The 6,401-nt window shown below is 51.7% G+C and carries 7 protein-coding genes; all 7 read left to right on the top strand.

The genetic code is table 11. The features are described 5' to 3' along the window. Positions 1–1,325: alpha/beta fold hydrolase (locus AB0H71_RS33830; protein WP_357029653.1), on the top strand; the 1,325-nt coding region annotated here is incomplete at its 5' end. A gap of 32 nt (positions 1,326–1,357) precedes the next feature. Beyond that, positions 1,358–2,230: a 3-hydroxyacyl-CoA dehydrogenase family protein gene (locus AB0H71_RS33825; RefSeq protein WP_357029651.1), complete on the top strand. Its 873-nt coding sequence runs from the start codon at positions 1,358–1,360 to the stop codon at positions 2,228–2,230. Positions 2,231–2,240: 10 nt separating this feature from the next. After that, positions 2,241–2,522 (top strand): hypothetical protein, encoded by a 282-nt coding sequence (locus AB0H71_RS33820; protein WP_357029648.1) that lies wholly within the window; start codon positions 2,241–2,243, stop codon positions 2,520–2,522. Between the two features lie 29 nt (positions 2,523–2,551). Next, the gene (locus AB0H71_RS33815) at positions 2,552–3,631 is read left to right on the top strand and encodes an acyl-CoA dehydrogenase family protein (protein ID WP_357029646.1); all 1,080 of its coding nucleotides are present in this window, start codon (positions 2,552–2,554) and stop codon (positions 3,629–3,631) included. 50 nt (positions 3,632–3,681) lie between these two features. Continuing rightward, positions 3,682–4,734 (top strand): HAD-IIIC family phosphatase, encoded by a 1,053-nt coding sequence (locus tag AB0H71_RS33810; RefSeq protein WP_357029643.1) that lies wholly within the window; start codon positions 3,682–3,684, stop codon positions 4,732–4,734. A gap of 71 nt (positions 4,735–4,805) precedes the next feature. Continuing rightward, a complete protein-coding gene (locus AB0H71_RS33805; protein WP_357029640.1) occupies positions 4,806–5,417 on the top strand; it encodes a class I SAM-dependent methyltransferase in 612 nt (203 codons plus the stop codon). Positions 5,418–5,532: 115 nt separating this feature from the next. After that, a complete protein-coding gene (fabG1, locus tag AB0H71_RS33800; protein WP_357029637.1) occupies positions 5,533–6,249 on the top strand; it encodes a 3-oxoacyl-ACP reductase FabG1 in 717 nt (238 codons plus the stop codon). Positions 6,250–6,401: the final 152 nt, after the last annotated feature.

The following is a 6,401-nucleotide window of genomic DNA, read 5'->3' as shown; positions in this document are numbered from 1 at the left end:
ATCCCACGGTGGTCGCGGCCCGGCTCGACCAGACCGCGTTGAAGGCCCAGGCCCGCACCACCGGGCTGGCACCGATCTGGCGACAGGTGATCACCCTACGGCGAACGGCTCAGCCACTAAAGGAGAACAGCGACTTCAGAACAAGATTCATGTACGCAGAGAAGGAAAAGAGGAGAGGCATCGTTCTCGAATTGGTGCTATACAACGCCCGCAACATCCTTCGCAACTATGAGCTAAACGGGCCTGACGTGAACTTCATTGACTCGGGATTCGACTCACTAACCGCCATGGAGATGAGAAACGCACTTATAGAAGCCACAGGGTTGAAGCTGTCACCAATGACTGTATTCGACCACTCCACCGCCGGAGCCCTTACGCGCTATATCCTTGCTGGCCTCGAAGACACCGGGCGGGTTGAGGATGGATGGTGTTCAAAAAATGCTCCAGCAGCCAAACCGGAACAAGCAGGACCGAACGAGCAGACGCTACCCGATCTTTACCGAAATGCAGTCCTTGCTGGCAGAACTGATGAAGGCGGTGACTTACTCTACGCGGCAGCTTGCCTTCGGGCCCGATATAAAGAAAGCGACGAGGACGAGATACCATCGTCGGTGTTGCATAGCGATGGCCCCGAATCAATCGATCTAATATTTATATGTACGCCCGCAGTGACAGGAGGTGTCCATCAGCAGATTGGGATGGGAGCTGCCTTCCAGAGCCGCAGGCGAGTTATAAGCATTCCGTTATCGGGATTTAAAAACGGAGAACCATTGCCCGACGACGCAACCGTCGCACTAGATTCGCTCGCGGACATGGTAATCTCGACGGCGGGAGACAGGCGATTTGTGTTAGCTGGCTACTCATCTGGAGGGCTGATAGCATCCGCCGTCGCCAGCTATCTAAAATCAGACCAAGATATCGAAGCTGCTGGAGTTATTCTCCTCGACTCTTTTTCCCCCACAATCGACTGGCCAAAAGATCTTGTCCCACAGATACTACGGATGATCTATGAAACCGAGGAGTCCTTCGATGGGTTTGACAGCGCAAGGCTGACCGCAATGGCGTGGTGGACACGTCTAATTCATGAATTTGTTCTGGATACCCACGAATCAAAAACTCTATTTCTCCAATGCGGAAAGCCGAAATTTTATACTGAGTCGTCGGAGTTCCGGAGACCGACACCTATCATGGCGCGTCCATGGTTGGAATCGCAGGAACTCCGAGTCATAGATGCCGACCATTTTTCAATGATTGGCGAGGATTCAAGCGAGGTTGTCTCAGCGATTGATGCGTGGTTAAGCCAGTTGCCCGCAAGACTCACGTGAAGCACCGATAGGCAGTACGGAAGATAGACATCTTGAAGGCTGGTATGGCTATGGATAGTGATACTTACATGGATAAAGTCACTATAGTTGGAGCAGGTGTAATGGGTACCGCGATCGCCACAACCGTGATTATCAACGGGATCTCTGTGCATTTAGTCGATACTGATGACGTCGCACTTTCGGCGGCACCGGCGAGAATATCGAATCAGGTACGGCACGCCCAGCTTGTAGGAATAACACAGAGCGATAAGAAACAAGGATGCCTGACGACCGCTAAAGAGGTCGACGGACAGCTGAAACAAAGCATGGTGGTTATCGAGGCAATTGTCGAGAGTTCTGAACGGAAGCGGAAGGTTCTTGAGGAGATAGCTGATCAGGTTGATGCGGGGACGCCATTGATAACCAATACATCCGGGATCCCTATAGGGGAGCTTGCTGATACTTCAAGCAGGCCGCAAGATATAGTGGGAACACACTTTATGAATCCAGCATACCTGATCGCAATGGTGGAGGTGATCAGTGGTCCACGCTCATCCACGGAAGTTCTCGATAAGACGGAAAAATTCTTAGCGAAAATAGGGCGAGAGTCAATTGTCGTACAGGATTCGCCAGGGTTTGTAACTAGTCGTCTTTTGCATCCTATGATAAACGAAGCTGCGAGAATCGTCGACCGAGGAATCGCTTCGGCGGATGCGGTGGATAAGCTGATGCAAGGATGTCTGGGGCATCCGACAGGACCGCTCCGTACTGCCGATCTCATAGGTATCGATAACCTTGTCGATGCTCTTCAGGCTCTCCACGAGCGGACCGGCGACGATTACTACAAGCCAAGCGGAGTATTGCTCCACAAGGTTATCAACAACGAACTCGGCCGGAAAACTGGTCGAGGCTTCTACGAATACTGAAAGGGACAAGATGTCGATCGAATCTAACTCGACTGCTGGTGTGGCGGACGATGCAGGATTAGTCGAGCAGAAGATCTTAGACTATCTCACAACAAGGTTGAAGGCCGAGATAGAACCCAGTCAAGACATATTCGCGAAAGGTCTCGTGACCTCGATCTTTGCGATGGAACTCGTGGTGTACCTCGAAGGTTCATTCAACATTGAAATTATCGGTTCTAACCTGCGGCTGGAAAACTTTGTGTCCGTGGACGCAATGGTAGATCTTGTGACTCGGCTACAGGGTGACAATTGAAGTCTGATCTTTACGCCGAGTCGTGCCGAATGATTGATTCTCTGATTGGAAATAAGGCCGAGTCCTGGGACTTGTCGGGTGTTCTGCCGCGCGAGGTCTTGAAAGGACTCGGGCGGAGTGGCTTGCTATGCACGCAGGTTCCCGAGATATATGGTGGTGTAGGTTTTGATAGTTTGTTGACCGGGCGACTAACTGCTCATGTTGGTAAACAGTGTAGTTCGCTGCGAAGCGTAATGACCTCACAAGGTATGGCGGCCTGGACAATTCAAAAGCTTGGATACTCCAGTCAGAGGAAAGAATACCTTTCGGAACTTACGGCAGGTAAAGTTGCAGCTGTTGCATTTAGCGAGCGCGACTCGGGAAGCGATTTGTCAACGATAGCAACCGAGATCACAAAGGTTGGAGAGCATCTAGTATTGCAAGGAAGCAAAGTATGGATCACTGCGGCCGATTATGCAGACCTGATCATTGTTTTCGGGAAGTTTGAAGGTGGAGCTGCCGCCGTGGTCGTCCCTGCTTCTCATCCGGGAGTGACTATCAAGAAGATCGCCGATCCACTGGGCTGTCGGGCAGCTGGCCACGCGAACATCGAATTCGATGCGGTTCGTCTTACGCAAGACAGTCTGCTTGGTGGCACGAAACAATCTCTCCAGCTACTAATCACTACGGCATTGATGTTCGGTCGAATTTCAGTTGCGTGGGGTTGCGTAGGAATTTTACGAGCCTGTCTCGAAGAGGTTATTAGGCATGCCAAATCTCGGAAACAATTCGGTACGACGATCTCGGCGCATCAGCTGATCTCGCAGCATATTGCTGACTTGTTCACCGCCGAGCAAATTGCTACAAGATCTTGCGAGTATGCCAGTGGATGCTGGGACTCAAAACTCCCGCACATGATATCAGCCACCATATTGGCGAAATATGTCAGCGCGCAACGTGCAGTGAGTGGCGCGGCTAGTGCAGTTCAGGTGCTCGCATCGTCTGGGGTGCAAGACGGCCAGCCTGTCGCGCGTGCTTATCGTGATGCAAAGTTGATGGAAATAATCGAAGGCAGCAATGAAATATGTCAGCTTCTTCTCGCTGAACATGCACTCATCGCCGACTATTGAGATCCTAGGGGAAAATTGTGGCTGAAGTCGCTAAGTCCATAAAGTGTATCGTGTGGGATCTCGACAACACTCTATGGAGCGGTATCTTACTGGAAGATCAGAATGTGAGTATTGCTGATTCGGTCCGTGACTTGATACGGATACTCGATTCGAGAGGAATTCTGCAGTCAATCGCGAGTAAGAATGATTTCGATTATGCGTGGGCTAAGCTTGAGGAGCTTGGTATCGCGGAGTATTTTATCCTTCCGCGGATCAGCTGGGGGCCAAAGTCTGAGGCCATAAAAGGAATAATGAACGATCTGAAATTTTCTGAGTCAGCGATCGCGTTCATCGACGATCAAGTGGCGGAGCGCGCTGAGGTAGTCTTCCATCTGCCGCAAGTTCGGTGTTACTCACCCGAGCAGCTAGGCAGCTTGCAGGACCTTCCTGAGTTTAATCCTCGACAAGTGACGGAGGATGCGCGACGGCGAAGGGAGATGTACCGCGCATCGTTCAAGAGAGAAACAGCAAGGGAGCATTTTACAGGACCTGACTCGGAATTCTTAAAGTCGCTGGACTTATCTCTGTCGATTGTTCGTGCTGATGATAGCAGTTTGGCAAGGGTCGAAGAACTTACGCTTCGTACTAGTCAAATGAATGCAACTGGCGTTCACTACTCAGACAGCACGCTTCGTAGTCTGTTGAACGATGATTCGTATGAGGTGTGCGTAGCGACGTTAACGGATTGTTATGGACCGCACGGTGCAATAGGCGTAATTCTCTTGGAGAAACACACGTACACGTGGCATTTGCGGCTGCTCGCGACTTCATGCAGAGTTGTCTCGTTCGGTATTGGTTCAGTAATATTAAATTGGCTTATTTCCGAGGCTTTACGGTCAGATGTGCATTTGATCGCAGATTTTCGAGCTACTGAACGAAACCGTATGATGGAGATGGCTTATCGCTTCGCGGGCTTTGAGGAGTCGATCTGCTTGTGCGAAACTTCGCTTAAAGAAGCTCAAGATGATACTCGACGTTTCCACCTAATCCCTGATCAGCGACCGGATGCCGAGACGGTTCGATTGACGGCACCTATTCTTCGTCCTGCGGGGACGCTGACATAGACGCGGAAGGCGCAGATGCGATGGCAGGCCAAACTGAAATATCAAGCGGAATTGTTCGATACATTCGAGACATGTCTCTTCGTGAGGATGCGATACTCCTGAGTCTCCGGGAGGAGACGGAAAAGTATCCTATGGGGAAGGCTATGCAGATCATGCCGGAGGAGGGGCAGCTGCTATCGCTTCTCATTCGTATGATTAGCGCTCGATCGGTTCTAGAGATTGGAACCTTCACTGGATATAGTTCGCTGTGTATTGCGAGATCGCTTCCTCCTGACGGACGGCTCGTGACATGCGATATCTCACCCAAGTGGCCAGGTATAGCAGTCCCTTACTGGAAAGAGGCGGGTGTCCATAACCGGATTGAACTTTTGATCGGCGATGCTCGTGACACTCTCGACAATTTGCTGAACACCTTAGGAGAAGCTGCATTCGACGCCGTATTTATCGATGCGGACAAATCTGGGTACTCAGAATATTTCGAAAGGTCATTACAGCTTACCCGGAGCGGCGGCTTGATTATCGTAGATAACACGCTGTACTTTGGTCGGGTTATCGACAGCGAATTTCAAGATGCGGATACTAAAGCTATCAGGGAATTCAATGGCTTTCTTCTTCAGGATTCGCGAATAGAATTGTCGATGTTACCGTTTGCGGATGGAGTTACCTTGGCTGTTAAGAAGTAGGAGTTGATCTGGATCGCTGGTGGGCTTGACGTCAGCTTGCTGAGCCAGGCCGATGCCGAAGTTTTGGGAGAGCCCGAGTAGTGTCGCCCAGGGCTGACCGGATAGGATTACGCGTATGGTGAACATCACGTCACGGTCCGTCCTTGTCACAGGTGGAAACCGTGGGATTGGTCTTGCTGTCGCGCAACGCCTCCTTGAGGACGGCCACAGGATAGCCGTGACCCACCGAGGGTCCGCGGTTCCGGCGGGTCTATTCGGTGTTGAATGCGACGTTACGGATACGGCGTCTGTGGACCGCGCGTTCGGGGAAGTGGAGCAGCACCAAGGGCCTGTCGAGGTTCTCGTTGCGAACGCTGGTATTGCCGACGATACACTACTCATGCGCATGTCAGAGGAGCAGTTCACTCGTGTAGTGGATGCGAATTTGACGGGCGCATTTCGAGTTGCGAAGCGTGCTAATCGTGCAATGCTGCGAGCTCGTTGGGGTCGAGTGATTCTCTTGGGATCAGTTGTTGGACTTAGCGGGCAGGCAGGCCAGATTAACTACGCTGCATCTAAGGCTGGTCTTATTGGTCTGGCTCGTTCGATTGCGCGTGAACTTGGTTCACGCGCAATTACGGCCAATGTCGTAGCACCAGGTTTTATCGAGACGGATATGACCTCTGCGCTGCCCGATGACTTGCGAGGTCTCGCTGAAAAATTCATCCCGCTGCGGCGAGTTGGACGGCCGGAGGATGTTGCGGCTGTCATCAGTTTCTTGGCAAGTGACGATTCCTCGTACGTATCGGGCGCAGTAATTCCGGTGGACGGCGGTATGGGGATGGGGCATTAAGGATTGTTTTCAATCTCTGACATCTGTCGAGCAAAGTGGGCATCAGTCCGATGGATCGCTAGCTGTATGAGGCCTGGACGTTGGTGACGCCGGTGTGGAGTCGGCTGGCGGGTGGCTGGTTCCCAACGGCTGAATGGGGGCGATGGTAGTTG

The sequence above is a fragment of the Nocardia sp. NPDC050697 genome, from assembly GCF_040654395.1.
Taxonomy (GTDB): Bacteria; Actinomycetota; Actinomycetes; order Mycobacteriales; family Mycobacteriaceae; genus Nocardia.
This window is presented reverse-complemented; position numbering and strand designations above follow the sequence as displayed.